At 52.2% G+C, this 25,441-nt stretch carries 19 protein-coding genes, 2 tRNA genes and 1 pseudogene; 7 read left to right on the forward strand and 15 right to left on the reverse strand.

All coding sequences use genetic code 11. The features are described 5' to 3' along the window. Positions 1 to 30 precede the first annotated feature (30 nt). Positions 31 to 360 (forward strand): HI1450 family dsDNA-mimic protein, encoded by a 330-nt coding sequence (locus ACQG11_RS22555; protein WP_006810881.1) that lies wholly within the window; start codon positions 31 to 33, stop codon positions 358 to 360. A 31-nt stretch (positions 361 to 391) separates the two neighbouring features. On the opposite strand, the pseudogene ACQG11_RS22560 reads toward ACQG11_RS22555, so the two are convergent. From ACQG11_RS22560 to ACQG11_RS22590, 7 genes and pseudogenes are all read right to left on the reverse strand, one after another. After that, a pseudogene (locus ACQG11_RS22560) lies at positions 392 to 1,260 on the reverse strand (ion transporter). Positions 1,261 to 1,274: 14 nt separating this feature from the next. After that, positions 1,275 to 2,279, reverse strand: a complete 1,005-nt coding sequence (gene oppF, locus ACQG11_RS22565) for a murein tripeptide/oligopeptide ABC transporter ATP-binding protein OppF (RefSeq protein WP_022648351.1) — start codon at positions 2,277 to 2,279, stop codon at positions 1,275 to 1,277. Beyond that, positions 2,276 to 3,289: an ABC transporter ATP-binding protein gene (locus ACQG11_RS22570; protein ID WP_426728854.1), complete on the reverse strand. Its 1,014-nt coding sequence runs from the start codon at positions 3,287 to 3,289 to the stop codon at positions 2,276 to 2,278. Before ACQG11_RS22570 ends, oppF begins: the two co-directional genes overlap by 4 nt. Before the next feature lie 11 nt (positions 3,290 to 3,300). Further along, positions 3,301 to 4,209, reverse strand: a complete 909-nt coding sequence (oppC, locus tag ACQG11_RS22575; protein WP_015570372.1) for an oligopeptide ABC transporter permease OppC — start codon at positions 4,207 to 4,209, stop codon at positions 3,301 to 3,303. Positions 4,210 to 4,221: 12 nt separating this feature from the next. Beyond that, a complete protein-coding gene (gene oppB / locus ACQG11_RS22580) occupies positions 4,222 to 5,142 on the reverse strand; it encodes an oligopeptide ABC transporter permease OppB (RefSeq protein WP_003856738.1) in 921 nt (306 codons plus the stop codon). An 82-nt stretch (positions 5,143 to 5,224) separates the two neighbouring features. Next, complete coding sequence (gene oppA, locus ACQG11_RS22585; protein WP_023300277.1) at positions 5,225 to 6,856, reverse strand: oligopeptide ABC transporter substrate-binding protein OppA; 1,632 nt, start codon at positions 6,854 to 6,856, stop codon at positions 5,225 to 5,227. A gap of 769 nt (positions 6,857 to 7,625) precedes the next feature. Next, positions 7,626 to 8,273 carry a YchE family NAAT transporter gene (locus ACQG11_RS22590; protein ID WP_063149411.1) on the reverse strand — a complete coding sequence of 216 codons (648 nt, stop codon included), beginning with the start codon at positions 8,271 to 8,273 and terminating at the stop codon, positions 7,626 to 7,628. 480 nt (positions 8,274 to 8,753) lie between these two features. Between ACQG11_RS22590 and adhE the strand changes: the two genes are divergently transcribed. Then, on the forward strand, positions 8,754 to 11,435 hold the full coding sequence (gene adhE, locus ACQG11_RS22595) for a bifunctional acetaldehyde-CoA/alcohol dehydrogenase (RefSeq protein WP_032624107.1): 2,682 nt from the start codon (positions 8,754 to 8,756) through the stop codon (positions 11,433 to 11,435). 69 nt (positions 11,436 to 11,504) lie between these two features. On the opposite strand, the gene tdk is transcribed toward adhE, so the two are convergent. Next, complete coding sequence (tdk, locus tag ACQG11_RS22600; RefSeq protein ID WP_426728855.1) at positions 11,505 to 12,119, reverse strand: thymidine kinase; 615 nt, start codon at positions 12,117 to 12,119, stop codon at positions 11,505 to 11,507. A gap of 550 nt (positions 12,120 to 12,669) precedes the next feature. Between tdk and hns the strand changes: the two genes are divergently transcribed. Further along, on the forward strand, positions 12,670 to 13,083 hold the full coding sequence (gene hns, locus ACQG11_RS22605) for a histone-like nucleoid-structuring protein H-NS (RefSeq protein WP_003856724.1): 414 nt from the start codon (positions 12,670 to 12,672) through the stop codon (positions 13,081 to 13,083). A 201-nt stretch (positions 13,084 to 13,284) separates the two neighbouring features. Here the strand turns inward: hns and galU are convergent, their stop codons facing one another. The 3 genes from galU to rssA all read right to left on the reverse strand — a co-directional run bounded on the left by galU (position 13,285) and on the right by rssA (position 16,395). After that, a complete protein-coding gene (gene galU / locus ACQG11_RS22610; protein ID WP_022648355.1) occupies positions 13,285 to 14,190 on the reverse strand; it encodes a UTP--glucose-1-phosphate uridylyltransferase GalU in 906 nt (301 codons plus the stop codon). Positions 14,191 to 14,389: 199 nt separating this feature from the next. Beyond that, positions 14,390 to 15,403, reverse strand: a complete 1,014-nt coding sequence (gene rssB / locus ACQG11_RS22615; protein WP_003856721.1) for a two-component system response regulator RssB — start codon at positions 15,401 to 15,403, stop codon at positions 14,390 to 14,392. An 89-nt stretch (positions 15,404 to 15,492) separates the two neighbouring features. Next, positions 15,493 to 16,395, reverse strand: a complete 903-nt coding sequence (gene rssA, locus ACQG11_RS22620; RefSeq protein WP_022648357.1) for a patatin-like phospholipase RssA — start codon at positions 16,393 to 16,395, stop codon at positions 15,493 to 15,495. A 113-nt stretch (positions 16,396 to 16,508) separates the two neighbouring features. On the opposite strand from rssA, the gene ACQG11_RS22625 reads away from it, so the two are divergent. The 4 genes from ACQG11_RS22625 to ACQG11_RS22640 all read left to right on the forward strand — a co-directional run bounded on the left by ACQG11_RS22625 (position 16,509) and on the right by ACQG11_RS22640 (position 18,218). Beyond that, positions 16,509 to 16,973: a YchJ family protein gene (locus ACQG11_RS22625; protein ID WP_022648358.1), complete on the forward strand. Its 465-nt coding sequence runs from the start codon at positions 16,509 to 16,511 to the stop codon at positions 16,971 to 16,973. Positions 16,974 to 17,014: 41 nt separating this feature from the next. Next, positions 17,015 to 17,857 carry a formyltetrahydrofolate deformylase gene (gene purU, locus ACQG11_RS22630; protein ID WP_003856715.1) on the forward strand — a complete coding sequence of 281 codons (843 nt, stop codon included), beginning with the start codon at positions 17,015 to 17,017 and terminating at the stop codon, positions 17,855 to 17,857. Between the two features lie 157 nt (positions 17,858 to 18,014). Next, positions 18,015 to 18,099, forward strand: a tRNA-Tyr gene (locus ACQG11_RS22635). 34 nt (positions 18,100 to 18,133) lie between these two features. Further along, positions 18,134 to 18,218, forward strand: a tRNA-Tyr gene (locus ACQG11_RS22640). Positions 18,219 to 18,429: 211 nt separating this feature from the next. Here ACQG11_RS22640 and narI read toward each other — a convergent pair. The 4 genes from narI to ACQG11_RS22660 are packed head-to-tail and all read right to left on the reverse strand — an operon-like array spanning position 18,430 to position 25,089. Then, positions 18,430 to 19,107: a respiratory nitrate reductase subunit gamma gene (narI, locus tag ACQG11_RS22645; RefSeq protein ID WP_022648359.1), complete on the reverse strand. Its 678-nt coding sequence runs from the start codon at positions 19,105 to 19,107 to the stop codon at positions 18,430 to 18,432. Then, on the reverse strand, positions 19,107 to 19,817 hold the full coding sequence (gene narJ / locus ACQG11_RS22650) for a nitrate reductase molybdenum cofactor assembly chaperone (protein WP_284097829.1): 711 nt from the start codon (positions 19,815 to 19,817) through the stop codon (positions 19,107 to 19,109). Before narJ ends, narI begins: the two co-directional genes overlap by 1 nt. Next, positions 19,814 to 21,349, reverse strand: a complete 1,536-nt coding sequence (gene narH, locus ACQG11_RS22655; protein ID WP_426728856.1) for a nitrate reductase subunit beta — start codon at positions 21,347 to 21,349, stop codon at positions 19,814 to 19,816. The genes narJ and narH overlap by 4 nt, the downstream gene beginning before the upstream one ends. Continuing rightward, complete coding sequence (locus ACQG11_RS22660; RefSeq protein ID WP_023300281.1) at positions 21,346 to 25,089, reverse strand: nitrate reductase subunit alpha; 3,744 nt, start codon at positions 25,087 to 25,089, stop codon at positions 21,346 to 21,348. The genes narH and ACQG11_RS22660 overlap by 4 nt, the downstream gene beginning before the upstream one ends. Between the last annotated feature and the right edge of the window lie 352 nt (positions 25,090 to 25,441).

Here is a 25,441-nt window from a genome sequence, read left to right on the forward strand (position 1 = left end):
GTGCCCAACGATGTTTAACAGGTAGTCATCATGGAAATGGATCTGAACAATCGCCTGACCGAAGACGAAACGCTCGAACAGGCCTACGATATTTTTCTCGAGCTGGCGGTCGATAATCTCGACCCTGCTGACGTCATTCTTTTCAACCTGCAATTTGAAGAGCGTGGCGGTGCTGAGCTGTTCGATCCGTCTGAAGACTGGGCCGAACACGTCGATTTTGATCTCAACCCGGACTTCTTCGCTGAGGTGGTAATTGGCCTGGCAGATGAAGACGGCGGAGAAATTAACGACATCTTTGCCCGCGTCCTGCTGTGCCGCGAGAAAGACCATAAGCTGTGCCATATTCTCTGGCGCGAATAATAAAAAAGGCTGCCCGCGCAGCCTTTTTTATTTAATCCGGCAAGGCATTTCCACAGCGGTGACAAAACCGCGCCCCGGGTTCATGATTTCCCTGCTGACAATTCGGACATTTGCGTTGCTGCTTGCTGTTCTGGAAGGCGCTGCTCATATGGGTGGTAATTAGCCCCGTCGGTATCGCTATCACCGAATAACCGATCAGGATAAGAACCGATGCCACAATACGTCCGAGCGGCGTATCCGGTGTAATATCGCCATAGCCCACGGTGGTCACCGTGACGATAGCCCAGTAAACCGACGCATTAAGCGTGGTAAACCCGTATTTTGGCCCTTCGATTAAATACATCAGGGAGCCAAAAACGATCATCACGATAGCAATAAACGAATAGAAGAGAATAAGCTGGTGGCGGGCGCTGACAATGGCGACCCAAAAAACCCTCAGCGACGGCATAAAGCGAAGCAGCTTCAGAATTCGTAACACACGAATCGCCCGCATTGCGCGCCAGGCAAACACATAATTCAGGCTGATCTCAGGCCACAGCCACATGACATACAGCGGCAGGATAGTGGCTAAATCAATAAATCCCCAGAAGCTGAAAACGTATTTCGCTGGATTTGGCCAGCTAATGACCCTCAGCACATACTCTGCGGTAAACACCAGCGTGACGATCAATTCCAGCCAGACAAAAACGTGCCACTCCTCATACGTCATGTGGTACTGCGTTCCGGCACCGGATTCGATAAAGATAATAATGACGCTAATCAGCGCAAATAAGCCACACAGACCCTCGAAACGGCGACCGGAAACCGTTTCTGGATCAAATAAAAGGTGATAAAGCCGCTGACGGGCCGACGTGAATAATCGCGACACATTAACCTCTAAAAAATAAGGGCTGACATCATGTCAGCCCTTGCGATTATAACGGGTCTACTTTCAGGCAGGAAACCGCATGTCGGAAACTGCCCTCCAGAACCGGCCGTGTTTTTGCACATTCCGGCCCGGCTATTGGGCATCGCGTACGGAATACGCAGCCTGAAGGCGGGTTGATTGGCGAAGGCAGTTCACCTTCCAGAAGCTGAATGGTTTTATTTTTTTCCAGATCGGGATCCGGAACGGGAACCGCAGACATCAGCGCTTTGGTATAAGGGTGCAGCGGATTATGGTACACCTCATCATACGTGCCCAGTTCCACGGCGTGGCCCAGATACATGACCAGCACACGGTCTGAAATGTGTTTTACCACCGCCAGATCGTGGGCGATGAAGATCAGCGACAGCCCCATTTCCCGTTGCAGTTTCTGTAGCAGGTTAACCACCTGGGCCTGGATGGAAACGTCCAGCGCCGAAACCGGCTCATCACAGATAATCAGTTTCGGTTCAAGGATCAACGCGCGTGCGATACCGATACGCTGGCACTGACCGCCGGAAAACTCGTGAGGGTAGCGGTTGATGAGGTTAGGCAACAGACCCACCTTCAGCATCATCGCTTTCACCCGATCGCGAACTTCCTGGCGCGGCATCTTCGGATGATAGGTGCGCAGCGGCTCGGCAATGATTTCGCCAATGGTCATACGCGGGTTCAGGGACGCCAGAGGATCCTGGAAAATCATCTGGATATCACTGCGCACATTGCGCCATTCATCCGGCTTCATCCCCAGCAGATCTTTGCCAAGCCAGGCCACTTTCCCGTCGGTGGCTTTCACCAGGCCGATGATCGCACGCGCAAACGTCGACTTGCCGCAGCCGGATTCGCCCACCACGCCCAGGGTCTCCCCTTCGTACAGGCGTAGCGTGACGCCATCCACCGCTTTCAGGGTTTTGGCAGGCTGCCAGAACCACTGTTTACCGTCTTTGATATCGAAATGGACCTTCAGGTCAGCGATTTCGAGCAGCACATTTCTTTTTTCGTCGATTGCGTTCATACCAGATCCTCCAGCGGCTTAAAGCAGGCGCGTAGACGGCCTGGGGCAAACGCTTCCAGCGGCGGTGCGCTGTTACAGATTTCCATCGCATGCGGACAGCGTGGCTGGAACGGGCAGCCTTTTGGCAAACGCAGCAGGTTTGGCGGGTTGCCTGGGATAGTCAGCAGCGACTCCCCTTCCGCATCGAGGCGCGGTACGGCATTCAGCAGCCCGATAGAGTACGGGTGGGCTGGCTGGTAGAACACATCGCGGGCATTACCGTATTCCATCGTGCGGCCTGCATACATGACTAACACTTTGTCGCAGATCCCGGCAACGACGCCTAAATCGTGGGTGATCATGATGATGGCGGTGTTGAACTCACGCTTCAGCTCGTTCAGCAACGTCATGATCTGCGCCTGGACGGTCACGTCGAGAGCGGTGGTTGGTTCATCAGCGATCAGCAGTTTTGGCCGGCAAAGCAATGCCATCGCGATCATGACGCGCTGACGCATACCGCCGGAGAACTCGTGCGGGTACATGCGCATGCGCTTGCGTGCTTCAGGCATTTTCACCGCATCCAGCATTTTGACGGACTCTTCAAACGCTTCGGCTTTGCCCAGCCCCTTGTGGAGCATCAGCACTTCCATCAGCTGTTCACCCACCCGCATATAGGGGTTCAGGGAGGTCATCGGATCCTGGAAAATCATTGAAATCTGCTCGGCGCGCAGTTTGTTCAGCTCATGTTCCGGCAAATTCAGGATCTCTTTCCCGTTAAACGTCGCCGAACCCCCTATCACGCCGTTTGACGCCAGCAGGCCCATCAGCGCGAATGCGGTCTGGGATTTACCGGAACCGGATTCGCCCACAATGCCCAGCGTTTCACCGGCACGCAAGTCGAAGTTGAGATCGTTAACGGCAGTCACATCACCGTCGGGGGTTTTAAACGTCACGCGGAGGTCTTTAACGTCCAGCAGTGCGCTGGTCCGCTGTTGCGCCTGTGGCGCGATTGCCGTTTCAATAATGGTCATGACGGCGCTCCTTAACGGTCTTTCGGGTCGAGGGCATCACGCAGGCCATCGCCGATAAAGTTGAAACAGAACAGGGTGACGACCAGGAAGCCCGCCGGATACAGCAGTAACCACGGTGACACTTCCATGGAGTTTGCGCCGTCACTTAACAGAGCGCCCCAGCTACTCAACGGCTCTTGCGTACCTAATCCCAGGAAGCTCAGGAAAGATTCAAACAAGATCATACTTGGCACCAGCAGGGAGGCGTATACCACCACCACGCCCAGCACGTTAGGAACGATATGACGCACCACAATATTGGCGGTAGAAACGCCACCAACCTGTGCGGCTTCGATAAACTCCTTACGTTTAAGGCTCAGCGTCTGGCCGCGCACAATACGCGCCATATCCAGCCAGGACACCATCCCGATCGCCACGAAGATCAGCAGGATATTTTGACCAAAGAAGGTCACCAGCAGAATGACGAAGAACATGAACGGGAAGGAGTTCAGGATTTCAAGCATACGCATCATCACGGAGTCCACTTTCCCGCCGAGGTAACCGGAAAGCGAACCGTAAAGTGTGCCGACAATTACCGCCACCAGCGCCGCTGCGATGCCAACCATCAGGGAGATACGGCCGCCAATCGCCACACGCACCAGCAAATCACGCCCGGAGGAGTCGGTACCGAAATAGTGCCCGGATTCCATATCCGGCGCGCTGGACATCATGCCCCAGTCCGTATCGAAATAGGTGAACTGAGAGAGCATTGGTGCCAGGGTTACGAACAGCGCGATAAGCACCAGCACGACCAGGCTGGCAACGGCGGCACGGTTATGCATAAAACGACGGCGGGCGTCTTGCCAAAGGCTACGACCTTCGACCTCCAGCTTTTCACTGAAGTTTTCCAGCGCCTCGCTGTTTTTCTTACTCAACATCATGGCGTGCTCCAGTTAGTAACGGATTTTCGGATCGATAACGGCATACAGCACATCGACAACGGCATTAAAGAGAATGGTCAGCGCGCCCACGAGGATCGTCAGGCTCAGCACCAGCGAATAGTCTCGGTTAAGCGCCCCGTTAACAAACAACTGCCCGATGCCCGGCAGGCCATAAATGGTTTCAATCACCATTGAACCCGTAATAATGCCGACGAATGCAGGACCCATATAGGAGAGCACCGGTAACAGTGCAGGCTTGAGAGCGTGACGGAAAATAATCCGGCGCATCGGCAACCCTTTCGCTCGGGCGGTACGGATAAAGTTCGAGTGCAGGACTTCAATCATTGAACCACGCGTAATACGGGCGATACTGGCAATGTAGGCCAGAGATAATGCCACCATCGGCAATATCATGAACTTCAGCGCCCCGCCATTCCAGCCGCCCCCGGGCAGCCATTTAAGGGTTATCGCGAATATCATGACCAGCAACGGCGCGACAACGAAGCTGGGGATAACCACCCCGGTCATTGCGACCCCCATTACGGCGTAATCCCATCGGGTATTTTGTTTTAGTGCGGCGATAACGCCCGCAGTGACACCGAGAACAACGGCCAGGATAAATGCAGCAGCCCCTAATTTAGCCGATACCGGGAAGCTGGACGCCACCAGGTCGTTAACGGAATAGTCTTTATATTTGAATGACGGACCAAAATCACCGTGTGCAAGTTGCTTCAGATAGTTGAAGTACTGCGTGGTGATAGGATCGTTTAAATGGTATTTCGCTTCGATGTTGGCCATAACTTCTGGCGGAAGCGTGCGTTCACCGGTAAAAGGACTGCCCGGCGCAAGACGCATCATAAAGAAGGAAATTGTAATTAGAATAAATAACGTTGGAATCGCTTCAAGACAGCGACGCAGGATAAATTTCAACATTGCCCGTACCTTCTGGCGTGTGCCTGATGAATGTTACAAAATAGACACAGTGGGGCAAGCTCGCTCGCCCCACGTATTGCCATTAATGCTTGATAATATAAAGATTCTTAACGGAAATATTATCCAACGGGTCTTTACCGGTATAACCCCCTACCCATGGTTTCACCAGGCGGGCGTTAACGTAGTAGTAAACCGGAACGATCGCAGAGTCTTTATCGAGCTGTTGTTCTGATTTCGCGTACAGATCGGCGCGCTGGGCGTCATCTGCCACTTTCAGGGTATCGCCAATCAGCTTATCAAACGCCGGGCTCTTATAGTGTGCGGTATTGTTCGAACTGTCGCTGAGCATGGTGTTCAGGAATGAGGTCGGTTCGTTATAGTCCGCACACCATCCTGCACGTGCCACGTCAAAGGTTCCCTGATGGCGCGTATCGAGGAAGGTTTTCCATTCCTGATTTTCCAGCTTCACGTTCACGCCGAGATTTTTCTTCCAGATTGACGCGACGGCAATAGCCAGTTTTTTATGCAGATCGGAGGTGTTGTACAGCAGACTAAACGTCAGCGGCTTGTCGGCGGTATAGCCCGCTTCAGCCAGCAGCTTTTTCGCTTCTTCGTTACGTTTTTCCTGGGACCATTTGAACCATTCAGGTTCAACAAGCTTCATACCGTCGGTGTAAGGCGGGGTGTAGCTGTAAGCCGGCAGGTCGCCCTGATTCTTCACTTTATTCACGATAATGTCGCGATCCAGAGCCAGCTTCAGTGCGGTACGAACACGTACGTCGGTGAACGGTGCTTTCTGGTTGTTAATTTCATAATAGTAGGTGCACAGATACGGATCGACGTGAACTTCTTTCGGGATCTCTTTTTTCAGCTTCTGGAACAGTTCAATCGGCATGTTGTTATAGGTCATGTCGATTTCGCCGCTGCGGTAGCGGTTTACGTCCGTTACCTCAGAAGAGATTGGCAGGTAGGTGACCTGATTGATAACCGTCTTGGCATTATCCCAATACTGCGGGTTGCGCTCCAGCACCATACGCTCGTTAACGACCCAGTCCTTCAGCTTATATGCACCGTTGGTCACGATATTCGCAGGCTGCGTCCATTTTTCACCAAATTTTTCTACCGCGGATTTTGGTACCGGAGAAACGGACGGGTGAACCAGCAACTTATAGAAGTACGGAACAGGTTCGCTCAACGTCACTTCAAAAGTGTTGGCATCGATGGCTTTTACGCCCAGGTCGGTTACTGGCTTTTTACCCGTGATGATGTCATCAATATTGGCGATATGGCCATACTGGAGGTAACTCGCGTACGGGGAGGCGGTATTCGGATCCGCCAGACGCTGCCAGCTATAGACGAAATCTTCGGCGGTAACCGGCGTACCGTCAGACCATTTGGCATCTTTACGCAGATGGAAGGTCCAGACTTTAAAATCTTTGTTGTCCCATTTTTCCGCCACGCCCGGAGCCGGGTGGCCGTCTACGTCAGTCACCAGCAGACCTTCAAACAGATCGCGGTTAACGTTAGACTCTGGAACACCTTCAATTTTGTGCGGATCAAGAGACTGCACTTCCGCACCGTTATTACGTACCAGCGTTTGCTTCTCAGCCAGCTGAACACCAGCAGGAACGTCCGCAGCCATTGCAGCGTTGCCCGCGATTAGCGCAGTTAAAATCCCCGCCGCTACCAGACTTTTTTTTGTGATGATGGACATTGTGTTGATACTCCACTCATTATTATGACTGGCCTTCGCCAGTTGTGTAATCCCCTGTTGGGGCCTGTACAGCGCAGGAGTTTTTTTTGCTGCTGTCAGGTTCTTTTTTTACTTCTTGCTATCATCGACTTCATTATTACTGACCGCTCGTACGGCGATCTTGCGTCGATTCTTTACACCTCTCCCCTGTCAGTGAGGTGTGCTGGAAAGCTTAAGTGAGGTCTATATGAAAATAGTTCTCATCAACTTGTTTAATGCCGCAAAATATAAGGCCGGAAAGTACCAAATGGTGCCAACTCTCGCCAATACATTTTGCAAATTTGTTAAGCATTTCTCTTTTACGGAGTCAGGCGTAGCTATGCCGCCGACCACCTTTCACGCCAAAAACAAGTAAAACCCTTACAATACATTCAGTTGTAGAGTTCTCTCGTGACTGGTGCGATGACATGACAAATTCGAACGATTTTTCACGAAAATTTAACATCTGGTTATTATTTAGCACATTCGTCTGGGTCAGCGTCGAAATTACTAATATCATTTCGGTTATCTGTCAGCAAGCCCCAGAGTATCATGTGAGTAAAATAACAGAGCGTTTGAAGGATTTATGGGCAGAGAAGCAAACTGAAAATAAACAACCTCTTGAAAATCAACAAAAGAGGGTTATTAGTAGAACTTATTATGGCTAGTGCGTATTTCAACTTTATTTATATGATTTGCTGATATTCACGTAAAAAAACGGAGCCGCTGGCTCCGCTCTTTCAAACGAAAGTCAGTGTACTAATCCGGGGAATATACTTTTTATACCGGTAACGATAAATTCGATGCCTAACGCCATTAACAACAGACCCATGATACGGGTAATCACGTTGATGCCCGTTTGTCCCAGCAAGCGAACCAGCCATGGTGCAATACGAAATACGCCCCAGCAGCAAAGTGCGAACAGGGCAATGGCGACAGAGAAGCCAATCAGGTGCATCAGGCTGTGATAGCGTGTTCCCCATACAATGGTAGAACTGATTGCCCCCGGGCCCGCCATCAGCGGCAGTGCCAGTGGCACCACGCCGATGCTCTCGCGGATAGCTGTCTCTGATTTTTCCTGCTTGTTCTGTTTATCCTCCCCCAGCTTGCCGCTGATCATCGACATGGCAATCGTCACCACCAGGATCCCGCCTGCTATTCGGAACGAATCAATCGAGATGCCGAAGACCTGAAGAATGGCGTCCCCCAGATAAAGAGACGTAAGCAAGATAATCGCCACCGACAGGTTTGCCGTCAGGTTGGTTTTATTTCGCGCGGCAGCTGTCTGATAACTGGTCATACTGATGAAGACAGGGATAATCCCTACCGGGTTGACCAGGGCAAACAAGCCAATAAAAAACTTGAAATATGTAGGGAAATCAAAGAGCGTTTGAATCACATTAAGCTCCGCAATTGAGCATGGTCAGGGAGAGACAGCGTGTAATGATAAATCCGCGCTGAAGATACGCTTTTTAGCCGCACACTTCACCAGAAATCTGTTCTAAAACGTTATCAATTCATGATGTTAAACATTTGTATAATCAATGATAGCGCCACTTCCAATAGTTACTTAATTATTTAACACTGGAATAATTAGCACAAAATAACCCTGCTGAAAGGTATCAGCTTAGGACAAAATTGATCTTGATCATAATTTTCGTACTCAGAAGTGAGTAATCTTGGTTACGCCGCCAGGGAGATCACCTATCAAAAAGGTATGATGCTAAGGTAAGGCTCTTTTAGTAAGTTAGTGAGCGGAAGCAGTGAGTAATCCTTTGTTTTACTGTGTGTTACGCAAGTGGGATCGGCTCTGACTATACTGTCAGACGTATCGAGCGCTGGTTTACTAAAAGAGTTTAAACATTATCAGGAGAGCATTATGGCTGTTACCAATATCGCTGAACTGAACGCCCTCGTCGAGCGCGTGAAAAAAGCCCAGCGTGAATATGCCAATTTCACCCAAGAACAGGTTGATAAAATCTTCCGCGCGGCCGCTCTGGCTGCTGCAGATGCTCGAATCCCTCTCGCTAAAATGGCCGTTGCCGAATCCGGTATGGGTATCGTTGAAGATAAAGTGATCAAAAACCACTTTGCTTCAGAGTATATCTACAACGCCTATAAAGATGAGAAAACCTGCGGTGTGCTGTCAGAAGACGACACTTTTGGCACCATCACTATCGCTGAACCCATCGGCATTATTTGCGGTATCGTTCCAACCACTAACCCAACCTCTACCGCCATCTTCAAATCTCTTATCAGTCTGAAAACACGTAACGCAATCATTTTCTCCCCGCATCCACGTGCGAAAGACGCCACCAACAAAGCAGCGGATATCGTGCTTCAGGCTGCCATTGCTGCGGGTGCGCCAAAAGATCTGATCGGTTGGATCGACCAACCTTCTGTTGAACTGTCCAATGCCCTGATGCATCACCCGGACATTAACCTAATCCTGGCGACCGGCGGTCCTGGTATGGTTAAAGCAGCATACAGCTCCGGTAAACCAGCCATCGGCGTAGGCGCAGGTAATACTCCTGTTGTGATCGACGAAACGGCAGATATCAAGCGTGCAGTTGCCTCTGTGCTGATGTCGAAAACCTTCGATAACGGCGTTATCTGTGCATCTGAACAGTCTGTTGTCGTGGTTGATTCGGTATACGACGCCGTTCGTGAACGTTTCGCCAGCCACGGCGGCTACCTGTTGCAAGGTAAAGAACTGAAAGCCGTTCAGGACGTGATTCTGAAAAATGGTGCACTGAACGCAGCTATCGTAGGTCAGCCAGCGTATAAAATCGCTGAACTCGCCGGCTTTAGCGTCCCTGCTACCACCAAGATTCTGATTGGTGAAGTGAAAGTCGTTGATGAAAGTGAGCCGTTTGCTCACGAAAAACTGTCCCCGACACTGGCAATGTACCGTGCGAAAGATTTCGATGACGCGGTAGAAAAAGCAGAGAAGCTGGTGGCGATGGGCGGTATCGGCCACACCTCTTGCCTGTACACCGACCAGGATAACCAGCCAGAGCGTGTTGCTTACTTCGGTCAGAAGATGAAGACGGCACGTATTCTGATCAACACCCCTGCTTCTCAGGGTGGTATCGGTGACCTGTATAACTTCAAACTCGCACCTTCCCTGACTCTGGGTTGTGGTTCCTGGGGTGGTAACTCCATCTCTGAAAACGTTGGTCCAAAACACCTGATCAACAAGAAAACCGTTGCTAAGCGAGCTGAAAACATGTTGTGGCACAAACTTCCGAAATCTATCTACTTCCGCCGCGGCTCTCTGCCAATCGCGCTGGACGAAGTGATTACTGATGGCCACAAACGTGCGCTCATCGTGACTGACCGTTTCCTGTTCAACAATGGCTATGCAGACCAGATCACCTCTGTTCTGAAAGCTTCTGGCGTCGAAACTGAAGTCTTCTTTGAAGTTGAAGCTGACCCAACCCTGAGCGTTGTACGTAAAGGCGCTGAACTGGCTAACTCCTTCAAACCTGATGTGATCATCGCACTGGGTGGCGGTTCCCCAATGGACGCCGCGAAAATTATGTGGGTCATGTACGAGCATCCGGAAACCCACTTCGAAGAACTGGCGCTGCGCTTTATGGATATCCGTAAACGTATCTACAAGTTCCCGAAAATGGGCGTGAAAGCGAAAATGATCGCCGTCACCACTACTTCCGGTACCGGTTCAGAAGTGACGCCATTTGCTGTTGTGACTGATGACGCAACGGGTCAGAAATATCCGCTGGCTGACTACGCACTGACTCCAGATATGGCTATCGTTGACGCCAACCTGGTCATGGAAATGCCGAAATCACTGTGTGCGTTCGGTGGTCTGGATGCGGTAACTCACGCCCTGGAAGCTTACGTTTCCGTACTGGCTTCTGAGTTCTCTGACGGTCAGGCTTTACAGGCACTGAAACTGCTGAAAGAAAACCTGCCAGCTTCTTACAACGAAGGTTCGAAAAACCCTGTAGCTCGTGAACGTGTACACAGTGCGGCAACCATCGCGGGCATTGCATTTGCTAACGCCTTCCTGGGTGTCTGTCACTCCATGGCGCACAAGCTGGGTTCACAGTTCCACATTCCTCACGGTCTGGCGAACGCCCTGTTGATCAGCAACGTTATCCGCTATAACGCCAACGACAACCCAACCAAGCAGACTGCATTCAGCCAGTACGACCGTCCGCAAGCTCGTCGTCGCTACGCTGAAATCGCAGACCACCTGGGTCTGAGCGCACCGGGCGACCGTACTGCAGCGAAGATCGAGAAACTGCTGGCATGGCTGGAAAGCCTGAAGGCTGAACTGGGTATTCCTAAATCTATCCGCGAAGCAGGCGTTCAGGAAGCTGACTTCCTCGCTCACGTAGATAAGCTGTCTGAAGATGCATTCGATGACCAGTGTACTGGTGCTAACCCGCGCTACCCACTGATTTCCGAACTGAAACAGATCCTGCTGGATACCTATTACGGTCGTAACTTCACTGAAAGCGATGTCGCTGCCGTAAAAGTTGACATCCCCGCAGTTGTAAAGGCTGACAAGAAAGCGAAGAAAAATGCTTGATTGACAGTGTGAAAAAAAACCCGCCGCTGGCGGGTTTTTTTATATCTGAGGATCCGTAAGACATTTTTTTTATTTGCGATTGTCGCCCTGTAACGCCATCAGCGAGCCTACAGCCAGCGCCTCTTTATAATGCTTGCGGCAGACCGAGACATAACGTTCATTGCCCCCTATCACCACCTGCTCGCCATCAGCATAAGGCTTGCCCGACTGGTCCAGGCGAAGAACCATACTTGCCTTGCGGCCACAAAAGCAGATAGTTTTCAGCTCAACCAGCTTATCCGACCAGGCGAGCAGATACTGGCTACCGGCAAATAACTCACCGCGAAAGTCAGTGCGTAATCCATAGCAAAGAACGGGAATATCCAGCTCATCAACGACCTCTGAAAGCGCATGGACCTGCTCGCGGGTCAGGAACTGGCTTTCATCTACCAGCACGCAATGGACAGGCTTAGAGGCATGCTGGGCACGAATGTCCTCAAGCAGGTCCGTTTCAGGGTTAAACAGCCTTGCAGGCGACGAGAGCCCTATTCTTGAGCTTACCTTCCCTGCCCCAAAGCGATCGTCGATTTCGGCGGTATAAACAACGGTACGCATCCCCCGCTCCTGATAATTGTATGAGGATTGCAGTAACGCCGTCGATTTCCCTGCATTCATTGCCGAATAGTAGAAATAAAGTTGTGCCATTGGCCGAAGAACCCTAATCAATGTGTAATATTCCCGATGGATCATTGTACCATATTTTGTATTGTCATCAGCGGCGGGCTGCGTGCTCCAGGCTGTTCTGCACCAATAAACTCTTCGTTGATAGCGCAAAATAATGCGTTAAAACAGACAGTAAAGGCTTTTAGCACGGACAATAAGGCGAGCTCGACACCGGAGATAACACTTCTTTTTATAGTGGCTTCTGCAATCTTTAAAATTCACTATTTATTAACTATTCTTCTGTTCGCTGCGCTTAGCCGGAGTAATACGAAAGGCTGATATTTATCAACCGCAACTATAATTCCTGAGGTAAAAGTCACAAAACAAACATGCAAATGACGCGCTTTTGCCGTTTGAAACGATATCTCATCGCCCCAGCAAACAATGAAATTTAAGTTAGCGTAATTAATAATAGCGTCATTAATTTTGTATTTTTTGAATTCCTTACATTCCAACCTATTGCACAAGTGAAATTAACGCTCTATTATTAGGACAACAAACCCACCCCCATTATAAGTTTGAGATTACTACAATGAGCGAAGCACTTAAAATTCTGAACAACATCCGTACTCTTCGTGCGCAGGCAAGAGAATGTACCCTTGAAACGCTTGAAGAGATGCTCGAAAAATTAGAAGTTGTCGTTAACGAACGTCGTGAAGAAGAAAGCGCAGCAGCGGCTGAAATCGAAGAACGTACACGTAAACTGCAACAGTATCGCGAAATGCTGATTGCCGATGGTATCGATCCAAACGAATTGCTGAACAGCATGGCTGCGGCTAAAACCGGTACCAAAGCAAAACGCGCAGCACGTCCTGCTAAATATAGCTACATCGACGAGAACGGCGAAGAGAAAACCTGGACCGGCCAGGGTCGTACTCCTGCTGTAATCAAGAAAGCTATGGACGAACAAGGTAAACAACTGGATGACTTCCTGATCAAGGATTAATCTGGAAAGATTCTGAAAAATCCCGCTTAATGCGGGATTTTTTATGCCCATAATATTCCCCAAACATCTCCTTACATTCTGTCATATTGCCTGGCTCACTATTTAACGTCCTTGACAATCTCCAGCCAATTACGGATCGACAGGCATAAAAAAACCGGTGGGCATCGCCACACCGGTCTTGTTCACTGGTCCGTGAGTTTATTACTTAATACCCACGCTACCTTTGAGCCAGGCTTTAAATTCTTCACCCAGGCTGTTATGGCGAATGCCATATTCGACGAATGCCTGCATATAACCGAGCTTATTACCGCAGTCATGGCTCTTACCTTTCATATGGTAGGCTTCCACGGTCTCTTTCTCTATCAGCATATCGATAGCATCCGTCAGCTGGATTTCATCGCCCGCACCCGGAGGCGTTTTGGCCAGCAGCGCCCAGATTTCAGCACTCAGTACGTAACGGCCAACGACAGCAAGGTTAGACGGCGCGACGTCCGCTTTAGGTTTTTCAACAACGCCAACCATTGGTACGCTTTCACCAGGTTGCAGGGCAACACCTTTGCAGTCAACCACACCGTAAGCAGTCACATCGTCGACTGGCTCAACCATAATCTGGCTGCTGCCGGTTTCGTCGAAGCGTTTAATCATTTCCGCCAGGTTTTCCTGGGAAAGATCGGACTCATACTCATCAAGGATCACGTCGGGCAGAATAACCGCGACCGGCTCATCACCCACTACCGGATGTGCACACAATACTGCGTGCCCCAGGCCCTTCGCCAGGCCCTGACGAACCTGCATAATGGTAACGTGTGGAGGGCAAATAGACTGCACTTCCTCCAGCAGCTGGCGCTTTACGCGTTTTTCCAGCATTGCTTCGAGTTCGAAACTGGTATCGAAATGGTTTTCGATAGAGTTTTTAGATGAATGCGTCACCAGTACAATTTCGGTGATACCTGCCGCAATACACTCATTCACGACATACTGGATTAATGGCTTATCAACCAGAGGCAGCATCTCTTTTGGGATTGCCTTCGTCGCTGGCAACATCCTGGTACCCAATCCCGCCACCGGGATAACGGCCTTTCTGACTTTCGAATTTAGGGCAGCCATTGAAATTCTCCTGAACTGTTCAAGTTTTGAACTTTTATGCATTGAATAACGCGTTGAGTATACAGTCTCAGCCACTAATACGGGTCTGAAAAGAACGCGTTGCCGATCAATTAAGACAAATACGCATGAAACTTGCAGCGATAGTAGCACTGCCAGCAAAAACACAGGTAAAGCAATCTGAAAAATAAAACCTGACTGCTTACTCCGTGGACAACATTAAGCGTAACCGCCCACCGGCACCCCAAATTTGGCACTGCCAGGAGGTGCAGCGATGGCTAATTTGATTAAGGTAAGTATTACCCAACGTTCCCAACGGCACACCGTTACTCACCTGTATATGGTGTTCGCCGGTATTCAGCGTGGCATTTAATCCAGCAGAGACCAGAATAAGGTTATTCAACCCGCTGTGATAATAGCCAACCAGAAGCGGGAACTGCCCCGGCAAATTGGCCTGGCGAAAAAGTTGGTTGACCTGTTTTAGTAAACTGCCTAACTCAGGAAGTCGTTGCCCCTGATGGGATAATTGTTCCTGTAGCAATCCATTAAACAGCGCACGGAGTAATAAGGCCGCCAGAACGCCGTTATCACCCGCTCGGGTAACATCCAGGCAATAAAAAGCGAGGTCGGAATCTGATAGCGGCGCAATATCCAGCACCAGTCCAGGCTGGTCAGCCGCTACCAGCTGGCGATAATTTACTCTGCAATGAGAGATATTTTGCTGCACCGGCGGCTGAAGTTCCTGAAGCAGCTTCGCGGCCGCGAGCGGATTACTGACTAAAGCATCCCAGTCCTGGAAAAGACGTTCTTCTTCTTCCACCCGGGAATTAAACATATTGGGATACAGGCAGGCCAACACCGTTTCACGCAGTCTGTTTAAATCTTTAACCGGTTTGAGCAGGATATCCTGCACACCCAAACGCAACGCCTTAGCAATATCCGCCATATTTTCGGTCGCCGAGATCACCAGTATCGGTGTCTGATAACCTTCGTTACGCAGGTTTTCCACCAGCATTAATCCGTCCATGCGCGGCATCTCGAGATCGCAGATCATCAGATCAGGCGCCATGCTGGCCATTTTTTCCAGTGCCTCGACGCCATCTTCGGCAAGGGACGTGGTTGCACCCAGTGAGGATAACCACGAATCCAGTAGCGATCGGAAAACGGGCTCGTCTTCTACTATCAAAATATGTTTTCCGGCCAATGGCTGTGTCATGGTTCCTCCCCTGGCTGACAGTTACTCAATAGTGGCATGCTATTGGTACTATCGCCTGTCAGATTTTGCTGAAGTAATCAAAAAAGTGCTTAACGTGCTGTACGCACAAAAGGCAACAGTTCATCTATTTTCTTTTCGACGGCTAACGAGCCCGCTGCTATGGCGGCCTCAGCCCGGTGGAAATCAAGGGTAGAGATTTGTGGACAATAGGGCTGAATAAGAATATCCGGAGGATCGCCAGCCATACGGTTTCGCTTCAGGCGATTCTCAAGAATTTGAATGGAGGTCGTCATGATTTCAATGGCGTTCGGCGCGGTCACCGTGCGACGGGCAGTCAGGCGCCCTATTCTGCCGCGTAAACGCGCATGCCAGGCAAGTTTCTCTTCTTCCGCATCATCGCTCTGAAGATTAACCGGCATCAAATCCTGCTGCATAAGGTGAGCGTCGTGCTGTAAATCCACTGCAATGACGATATCTGCCCCCATGGCGCGCGTCAGAGAGATGGGGACAGGATTCACCACGCCACCATCAACGAGCCAGTAGCCATTATGAGGCACAGGCGCCATTAACCCAGGCATGCTACAGGATGCGCGAACGGCGAGATGAATATCCCCTTCGGTGAGCCATAACTCCCTGCCCGTACTGAGGTTGGTTGCAACGGCGCCGAAAGGCATTTGGCAGTGGCTGAAGTCAGCGAGGGGCATTATCTTACGAAACTGATTGAATACGCGTTCGCCGCGCAGCAGGCCGCCACGCTGCCAGGAGAGATCCATCAGGCGCAGTACATCCCAGTAACTAAAGGAGCGCACCCAGCTTTCAAGCTGCGGGAGCTTACCGCAGGCGTACGCGGATCCGACCAGCGACCCGATAGAACATCCTGCGACAATATCAACGTCAATCCCCATCTGGTTTAAGGTATTGATAACGCCAATATGTGACCAACCCCGGGCTGCACCTGAGCCCAACGCCAGTCCAATTTTTACCTTTCTCATTAGCCCTGTTTTACTTCCCCTGGATTCCCGACATAGCGTCAACGCACCTGCTCAGTTAACATATTGCTACCTTAAGCGTTTAACGCCTTATTTTTTGTTCCAGGAAGAGAATCGTGTCTCAACTCTGCCCCTGTGGTAGCGCTCTGGAGTATAGCCTATGTTGCCAGCGATATCTTTCTGGCGAGCAGGTTGCACCAGACCCGTCACACCTTATGCGCTCGCGGTATACTGCTTTTGTGATCAAAAACGCAGACTACCTGATTAAAACCTGGCATCCGTCCTGTGATGCTGCCGATTTTCGGCAAGAGATTGAAGCCGGATTTGCCAACACCGTCTGGCTGGGCCTTACCGTCTTTGATGCCGCTCCCGGCCGCGATGCCAACGAGGGCTATGTCAGTTTTGTCGCCCGCTTTAGCGAACAAAACAAACCCGGCGCCATCATTGAACGCTCACGGTTCTTAAAGGACAGCGGGCAATGGTATTATATTGACGGCACACGTCCGCAATTCGGTCGTAACGATCCCTGCCCCTGTGGTTCAGGAAAAAAATTTAAAAAGTGTTGCGGCAGTAATGCCTGACAACTCAGATTTCGCAAATACATAAACAGGATTTCCCGGCGATGCAATCATTACAACGTAAAGTTCTGCGCACTATCTGTCCCGATCAAAAAGGACTGATCGCACGAATTACCAACATTTGCTACAAGCATGAACTGAATATCGTGCAGAACAACGAGTTCGTTGACCACCGTACCGGTCGCTTCTTTATGCGTACCGAGCTGGAAGGTATTTTCAACGACACAACCCTGCTTGCCGATCTGGACAGCGCCCTGCCGGAAGGCTCGGTGCGCGAGTTAAACCCGGCGGGTCGTCGCCGCATTGTCATTCTGGTCACCAAAGAGGCGCACTGCCTGGGCGATCTGCTGATGAAAGCCAACTACGGTGGCCTGGACGTCGAAATTGCCGCCGTCATTGGCAACCACGAGACGCTGCGTACGCTGGTTGAACGTTTCGACATTCCGTTTGAACTGGTCAGCCATGAAGGTCATACCCGCGAAGAGCACGACAACCTGATGGCTGCTGCGATTGAAGCACATAACCCGGACTACGTGGTGCTGGCAAAATACATGCGCGTGCTGACGCCATCCTTCGTGGCGCGCTTCCCGAACAAAATTATCAACATCCACCACTCCTTCCTGCCAGCCTTTATTGGCGCGCGTCCGTACCACCAGGCGTACGAGCGTGGGGTGAAGATCATTGGCGCAACCGCGCACTACGTGAATGATAATCTGGACGAAGGCCCAATCATCATGCAGGACGTGATCCACGTGGATCACACCTACACGGCAGAAGATATGATGCGAGCTGGCCGTGACGTTGAGAAGAACGTACTGAGCCGTGCGCTTTATCAGGTACTTGCTCAGCGCGTCTTTGTGTACGGCAACAGAACGATTATTCTTTAATCCTTCGGAAAATGAATTGATTAGCTTTACGCCTTTACGGATAAAAAGCAGGCAAACAGCTTCATTTTCCTAAAGGAATGCTTTACAGGGGCGTCTCATTTGATATGATGCGCCCCGCTTCCAACAGGAAGCAGGCCAGTTAAAAGCATTACCCCGTGGTGGGGTTCCCGAGCGGCCAAAGGGAGCAGACTGTAAATCTGCCGTCATCGACTTCGAAGGTTCGAATCCTTCCCCCACCACCATCTCCAGCTTTACCTCAAAATATGAATTACCCCTGGTGGGGTTCCCGAGCGGCCAAAGGGAGCAGACTGTAAATCTGCCGTCATCGACTTCGAAGGTTCGAATCCTTCCCCCACCACCATCACTTCCAGATTCTTTAGCACTCTCCAAAAGCACAATGCCCCATGGTTCTCCCATGCGGGGAAAGATGAGAAGCTTCGACCAGGGTTCGATCCGAGCATAGTGAATTCCGTAGGCCGGGTAAGGCGCAGCCGCCACCCGGCATCCGCACGAAACCCTGGTTCCAGGACAAAAAAAACCCCGCAAATGCGGGGTTGTATCAATACAGCGAATCAGCGACGAGCACGCACGATCTGATATTTGCGCGTCAGGTACTCCACCGGCGCACTCCAGATGTGCACCAGGCGAGAGAACGGGAACAGCACAAACAGGGTCATACCCAGCACCAGGTGAACGCGGAAGATGAACGCCACGCCGTCCAGATGCTCAGAGGCACCACCGCGAAAGGTCACGACAGACTGCGCCCATCCCACCAGCTTCATCATCTCGCTGCCGTCCATATGCTGCGCAGAGAATGGAATGGTCAGCAGACCCAGCGCACACTGCACCATCAGCAGGGAGAGGATCAGGATGTCCGCTCCGGTCGTGGTAGCCCGCACGCGTGGGCTGAACAGACGGCGTTTCAGCAGCAGCAGCCCACCCACCAGGGTCATCACGCCGCAGGCGCCACCGGCGAGCATCGCCATCTTCTGCTTCACTTCAATCGGCAGCCACGCTTCGTACATCCAGTGCGGCGTCAGCATCCCCAGGAAATGACCGGCAAAAATACCCAAAATCCCGATGTGGAACAGGTTTGACGCCAGGTTCATCCCTTTACGATCCAGCATCTGGCTGGAGGCAGCACGCCAGGTGTACTGGCCATAGTCATAACGCAGCCAGCTTCCCACCAGGAACACGGTGCCCGCGATATACGGGTAAATGTCAAAGAAGAACATATTCAGGAAGTGCATTAGTGCTGTCCTCCGTTAGAGATATTCAAATATTGCGGAGCCACCGCTCCGGCAAAACGACGCTGATGCGCGGAGATTTCAGATTCGCCACAGCTCTGGTCAGCAAAGAATTTCACCTGCTCTTCTTCCCAGACGGCATCCAGTGCTTGTGGGGTGTCGTCACGGGCTTCATCCGCAATTTTTTCCGCCACTTTTTGACTGTCAACCGAGGCGTTAGCCAGTTTCACCAGCAGATCGAACAGGACTGCATAATTGCTCTCACGTTGCTGGAGACGTGCGCCGAGCAACGCCAGAATGGGAGCGATGTCCTGCAACCCGCCCAGCGCTTCCTCTTTCGGCAGCTGCGCCAGATATTCCAGGTACAGAGGCAGGTGATCCGGCAGCTCGCGGCTGTCGAGTTGCAAACCGTGCTGCTCGTACTGGGCCATCAGATCCACCATCGCCTGACCACGGTCGCGGGATTCACCGTGAACGTGTTCAAACAGCAATAGAGACGTGGCACGACCACGGTCAAACAGCTGGCTGTAGTCCGCCTGCGCATCAAGAAGATCGCGCGCCAGCAGGTCGCGGAGGAAAATGCCCAGCGTCTGGGCATCCTCTTTATTTAGGTTTTCAGATGACGCGAGTGCATCAAAGAGTTCCTGCTGATGCTGCACAAGCGCAGCATCAGGGTACTCGAGCAGACGCGAAACAATGACGAGTTCAATCATTGGTGCGGCTCCGTTTTGCTGGTCACATCCATCGCGTCGATGCGGCGGCTGTTGAACAGGTTGAATTTGCTGTCTGACCCGTGGCAACCGTCGCCAAAGGTAAAGCCACACCCACTTTTCTCCGGGAAGGCCTCGCGAGCCAGCTCGCGGTGACTGCTCGGCACCACGAAACGATCTTCGTAGTTAGCGATTGCCAGATAGCGGTACATCTCCTGCGCCTGCGTTTCGGTCAGGCCGACCTCTTCCAGCGCGCGGGTATCGTTAACGCCGTCAACGGTTTCCGCACGTTTGAAGTGACGCATCGCCAGCATACGTTTCAGCGCCAGCAGCACCGGCTGGGTATCCCCTGCGGTGAGCAGGTTGGCCAGATACTGAACCGGAATACGCAGGCTTTCCACGTCCGGCAGAATGCCGTTGCTGCCCAGTTCACCCGCGTCCGCCGCAGACTGAATCGGAGACAGCGGCGGCACGTACCAGACCATCGGCAACGTGCGGTATTCCGGGTGCAGCGGCAGCGCCAGCTTCCAGTCCATCGCCATTTTGTACACCGGGGACTGCTGTGCGGCGTCAATCACGCTCTGCGGAATACCGTCTTTCAGCGCCTGCTCGATCACCTTCGGATCGTTCGGATCGAGGAAGACGTCCAGCTGACGCTGATACAGATCTTTCTCGTTCTCGGTGCTTGCGGCATTTTCAATCGCATCCGCGTCGTACAGCAGCACGCCGAGGTAGCGGATACGCCCTACACAGCTCTCTGAGCAGACGGTCGGCATACCGGCTTCGATACGCGGGTAGCAGAAGATACACTTCTCAGACTTACCGCTCTTCCAGTTAAAGTAGATTTTTTTGTACGGGCAGCCGGTGATGCACATACGCCAGCCGCGGCACTTGTCCTGGTCGATCAGCACAATGCCATCTTCTTCACGCTTGTAGATGGCGCCGCTTGGGCAGGTCGCCACGCACGCCGGGTTAAGGCAGTGTTCGCACAGGCGCGGCAGATACATCATGAAAGTGTTTTCGAACTGGCCGTACATCGCCTTCTGCATGTTCTCGAAGTTCTGGTCTTTGGCGCGTTTTTCGAACTCGCCGCCCAGAATTTCCTCCCAGTTTGGACCGCTGGTAATTTTGTCCATGCGCTTACCGGTGATCAGCGAGCGAGGACGGGCGATCGGCTGGTGTTTGCTTTCCGGCGCGTTGTGCAGGTTCTGATAGTCGTAATCAAACGGCTCGTAGTAATCGTCGATGCCCGGCAGATGCGGGTTAGCAAAGATTTTACCGAGCAGCATCGCACGGTTACCCATGCGCGGTTGCAGTTTGCCGTTGATTTTACGGATCCAGCCACCCTTCCACTTCTCCTGGTTTTCCCAGTCGGTCGGGAAGCCGGTGCCCGGCTTACTTTCCACGTTGTTGAACCAGGCGTACTCCATACCTTCACGGCTGGTCCAGACGTTTTTACAGGTGACTGAGCAGGTATGACAGCCGATGCATTTATCCAGATTCAGCACCATGCCGACTTGTGAACGAATTTTCATTTTACGCTCTCCTGTACCTGGTCATTACCTTCGCCATCTAACCAGTTAATATTCTTCATCTTACGTACCACCACGAACTCATCGCGGTTTGATCCTACAGTGCCGTAGTAGTTAAAGCCGTAGGCCAGCTGGGCATAGCCGCCGATCATATGCGTCGGTTTCGGCGTAATACGGGTCACAGAGTTGTGAATACCGCCGCGCTGCTCGGTGATCTCTGAACCCGGCAGGTTAACGATACGTTCCTGCGCGTGGTACATCATGGTCATCCCGGCTGGTACACGCTGGCTCACCACCGCACGTGCCGTCAGGGCACCGTTGCTGTTGAACACTTCGATCCAGTCGTTATCTTCGATACCCAGATCTTTGGCGTCCGCTTCGCTCATCCAGACAATCGGCCCCCCGCGTGACAGCGTCAGCATCAGCAGGTTGTCGCTGTAGGTGGAGTGGATACCCCACTTCTGGTGCGGCGTCAGGAAGTTCAGCGCCTTCTCAGGGTTACCGTTTGATTTCGCCCCCATCACCGCTTTCACGGAGCGGGTATCGATTGGCGGACGGTAAACCAGCAGGCTTTCACCGAAGTCACGCATCCACTGGTGATCCTGATACAGAGACTGACGGCCAGAGAGCGTGCGCCATGGGATCAGCTCGTGAACGTTGGTGTATCCGGCGTTATAGGACACATGTTCATCTTCGAGGCCAGACCAGGTCGGGCTGGAGATAATCTTGCGCGGCTGAGCCTGAATATCGCGGAAGCGGATTTTCTCTTCTTCTTTATTCTTCGCCAGATGCGTATGGTCACGGCCGGTAAATTCACTCAGAGCCGCCCACGCTTTCACCGCCACGTGGCCATTGGTTTCCGGTGCCAGGGTCAGGATCATTTCCGCTGCATCAATTGCCGTGTTCAGCATTGGCTGGCCTTTGGCCGGGCCGTCTGCTTTGGTGTAATTGAGCTTGCGCAGCAGGTCCATTTCGCTCTGGGTGTTCCAGGCGATGCCTTTACCGCCGTTACCGATCTTCTCCATCAGCGGACCGATAGAGGTAAAGCGCTCGTACGTAGCCGGGTAATCACGTTCAACCGGAATAATGTGCGGCGCGGTCACACCCGGGATCAGATCGCATTCGCCTTTTTTCCAGTCCTTCACGTCAAGCGGCTGCGCCAGTTCGGCAGCGGAGTCGTGCTGGATTGGCAGCGTCACCACGTCGGTCTCTTTGCCCAGGTGCCCTACACAGACTTCGGAGAATTTCTTCGCGATGTCTTTATAGATTTCCCAGTCGCTTTTTGATTCCCACGCCGGGTCAACGGCCGCAGACAGCGGATGAATAAACGGATGCATATCCGACGTATTCATGTCGTCTTTTTCGTACCAGGTGGCGGTAGGCAGCACGATATCGGAGTACAGGCAGGTACTGGACAGACGGAAGTCCAGCGTTACTACCAGATCCAGCTTGCCGTCCAGACCGTTGTCTTTCCATTCAACTTCTTCTGGCTTCACGCCGCCCTGCTTGCCGAGATCCTTACCCTGAATACCGTTTTCGGTACCGAGCAGGTATTTCAGCATGTACTCATGGCCTTTACCGGACGAACCCAGCAGGTTGGAGCGCCAGATGAACAGGTTACGCGGATGGTTTTTGCCGTTCTCAGGCTGTTCTGCCGCAAAACGGATTGAGCCATCCTTCAGCGATTTCACGGTGTAGTCCACCGGTGACATGCCCGCTTTCTTCGCCGCTTCCGCAATGCGCAGCGGGTTAGTGCCCAACTGCGGTGCAGACGGCAGCCAGCCCATGCGTTCAGCGCGCACGTTGAAGTCAATCAGGTGGCCGCTGTAGCGGGATTTATCTGCCATCGGAGACAGCAGCTCCTGCGCGGTCACCGTCTCGTAGCGCCACTGGCTGGAGTGGTTATAGAAGTAGGAGGTGCTGTTCATGTGACGAGCCGGACGCTGCCAGTCAAGGGCAAACGCCAGCGGCTGCCAGCCGGTCTGCGGACGCAGTTTTTCCTGGCCCACGTAGTGCGCCCAGCCACCGCCGCTCTGCCCGACGCAGCCACAGAAGATCAGCATGTTGATCAGGCCGCGATAGTTCATATCAAGGTGATACCAGTGGTTCAGACCGGCACCGACGATGATCATGGAGCGACCGTGAGTTTTGTCTGCGTTTTCCGCAAATTCGCGGGCGATACGGGTGATTTGGGCGCGTGGCACACCGGTGATCTGCTCCGCCCAGGCTGGTGTATAAGCCTTCACGTCGTCATAGCTGGTCGCGCAGTTTTCGTCGTTCAGACCGCGCTCCAGGCCATAGTTCGCCATGGTCAGATCGTAGACCGTAGTGACCAGAGCGGTAGAACCGTCCGCCAGTTGCAGGCGCTTAACCGGCAGTTTGTGCATCAGAACGTTTTGCAGCTCAACCTTGTTGAAGTGCTCGGAACCTTCACCACCAAAGTACGGGAAGCCGACATCGGCGATTTCGTCCTGGCTGCCCAGCATGCTGAGGCGAAGTTCTGTCTCTTCACCCGTGGTGCCGTTACGCTGTTCCAGGTTCCATTTGCCTTTTTCTCCCCAGCGGAAGCCGATAGAACCGTTTGGCGCCACCAGCTCGCCGTTGCTGTTGCAGGCGACCGTTTTCCACTCCGGGTTGTTTTCCTGACCCAGCGCGTCCACAAGATCCGCAGCACGCAGCATACGGCCAGCGGCGTAATAGCCGTCACGCTCTTCAAGCATCACCAGCATTGGCATGTCGGTGTAGCGACGCACGTAATCGGTGAAATACTGGCTTGGCTTGTCGAGGTGGAATTCACGCAACATGACGTGGCCCATCGCCAGCGCCATGGCGGCATCAGTACCCTGTTTCGGTGCCAGCCACAGGTCGCACAGTTTGGCGATTTCAGCGTAGTCCGGGGTCACGGCAACGGTTTTGGTCCCTTTGTAACGTACTTCGGTAAAGAAGTGCGCATCAGGGGTACGGGTCTGCGGAACGTTAGAGCCCCAGGCGATGATGTAGCTGGAGTTGTACCAGTCAGCGGACTCCGGCACGTCGGTCTGTTCGCCCCAGGTCTGCGGCGACGCTGGCGGCAGGTCGCAGTACCAGTCGTAGAAGCTCAGACAGGTACCGCCGATAAGTGAAAGGTAGCGCGCGCCGGAGGCGTAAGAGACCATCGACATTGCCGGGATTGGCGAGAAGCCTGCCACGCGGTCAGGACCGTAAGTTTTCACGGTATAGACGTTGGAGGCCGCAATCAGCTCGTTCACCTCTTTCCAGGAAGAACGAACGAAACCACCGCGACCACGCGCCTGTTTGAAGCTTTTCGCTTTGTCGGCGTCCTCGATGATGGATGCCCAGGCATCAACCGGATCGCTGTGCTGCACTTTCGCTTCACGCCACATTTTCATCAGGCGTTTACGCATCAGCGGGTATTTCAGACGGTTGGCACTGTAGAGATACCAGGAGTAGCTGGCCCCACGCGGGCAGCCGCGCGGTTCATGGTTCGGCATATCCGGACGGGTACGCGGATAGTCGGTCTGCTGCATTTCCCAGGTCACCAGACCGTTTTTAACGAAAATCTTCCAGCTACATGAGCCAGTGCAGTTTACACCGTGGGTAGAACGGACAACTTTGTCATGCTGCCAGCGTTGACGGTAACCGTCTTCCCAGTCCCGGTTGGTATCCAGAACCTGGCCGTGCCCATCGGCAAAAGTTTCACCCTTCTGTTTGAAGTAGCGAAACCGGTCCAAAAATTTGCTCATCGGGTATCTCCTGTGTGGAGCCTGTGGCTCTCTAAATCGACATTGCTGATTTGCAGCGAAGGTAACGCTATGAAAGATGGTGAGAATTGATAACGATCAAGACGGAGGGGGTCTCTGAGGGGGGGTATTAGATCAAATACCACCAAAGCGGTAGCTGTTAATATTTTTTAACTTAATGATTTATATGGATATATTTTATTTATCGTACAATAAGCGGAGCAAAATTTAACATCTTAGGTATTAAGGGGTAGAGACACCTGTAAAGCGATGGCGATCACAGCGTTACCTGCGTGCGACTACGGGAAACGCTATTAGTATGTTGTAACTATTAAGCGATTAAAAAAAGCGCGGC

Origin of the sequence: Enterobacter cloacae complex sp. 372C4 (assembly GCF_050030615.1) — a bacterium.
GTDB classification, from domain to species: domain Bacteria; phylum Pseudomonadota; class Gammaproteobacteria; order Enterobacterales; family Enterobacteriaceae; genus Enterobacter; species Enterobacter intestinihominis.